This is a genomic window from Marinobacter sp. EN3 (genome assembly GCF_000475315.1).
In the GTDB taxonomy this organism is placed as follows: Bacteria; Pseudomonadota; Gammaproteobacteria; order Pseudomonadales; family Oleiphilaceae; genus Marinobacter; species Marinobacter nauticus.
The window spans coordinates 1-975 of the sequence record NZ_AXCC01000077.1 but is presented as its reverse complement, the minus strand read 5'-3'; the positions used below and the strand labels follow the sequence as shown (position 1 = coordinate 975).

Here is a 975-nt window from a genome sequence, read left to right as displayed (position 1 = left end):
GCGTTAGCGAGAAAATGGCTTAATCCTAAATGGCAGGAGGCTGCGATTAACATAATGAGAAAACCAAGAATATTTATCGCATCTGCGGCCGAGAGCCTTGATGTTGCTGATGCGTTCAACGTCAATTTCGATCACCAGGCGGAAGTGACAGTCTGGAAGCACGGATTTGCGCTATCTCAAACGACTATCGAATCGCTCGTACAGATGGCAGATACGGTAGATTTTGCGATCTTTATTTTTACACCCGACGACGTCGCACGAATTCGAGACAAGGAAAAACAGGTTACTCGAGACAATGTAATCTATGAGCTTGGCCTATTCACCGGAACACTCGGGAAAGATAGGTGCTTCATCGTTAAGCCCCGCGATATTGATCTTCATTTGCCTACCGACCTACTGGGGCTCACCGCAGCAGATTATGATGGGAATCGCTCAGATAAAAACCTAGAAGCAGCAGTGAATCATCCGAGTGTCTTGATCAAAAAACGTGTTGCTGAACTGGGTTTAGTCTCCCAGGATCTTGATGTCCAAAAGAAGATCCGGCGGAAAATTGGATACAACTACAAGGTCGGAGAGACGGAACACCTCATCCTTACCAAAATATTGGAATCGTATGCTCGATCACCGGATGGAGTCGCGGCACATGTGGTCTTTAATGAAATCAGCGGAGTAAGTGACGGGCATCTCAGTCTTGCACTCATAAAGCTGGAGAGGCTCGGCTATTTGGATAAGAGCATTGTTGAAGATGGGGATTTCGAATACTACGGCTTCTCAATAACGGCTGATGGCATTGATTACCTATTAGAAAATGAAGACTCGTTGCCAAAAACGGAACCTGCTTCAGCACCAGCCAACACACCCGTCGATGATTTTGACGACGATATTCCATTTTAGTATCAGCGCTAACCAGGGGCTGCAGCGGACCGCTTTTCCGGCGCGGTGCGCCTCCAAATCGGCCGCTGAGCCCAGGCGTTA

1 protein-coding gene is annotated in these 975 nt (G+C 47.8%); it reads left to right on the top strand.

Translation table 11 applies throughout. From position 1 onward, the window contains the following. On the top strand, positions 1–894 hold an 894-nt coding region (locus Q675_RS36320), incomplete at its 5' end, for a TIR domain-containing protein (RefSeq protein WP_023012142.1). Positions 895–975: the final 81 nt, after the last annotated feature.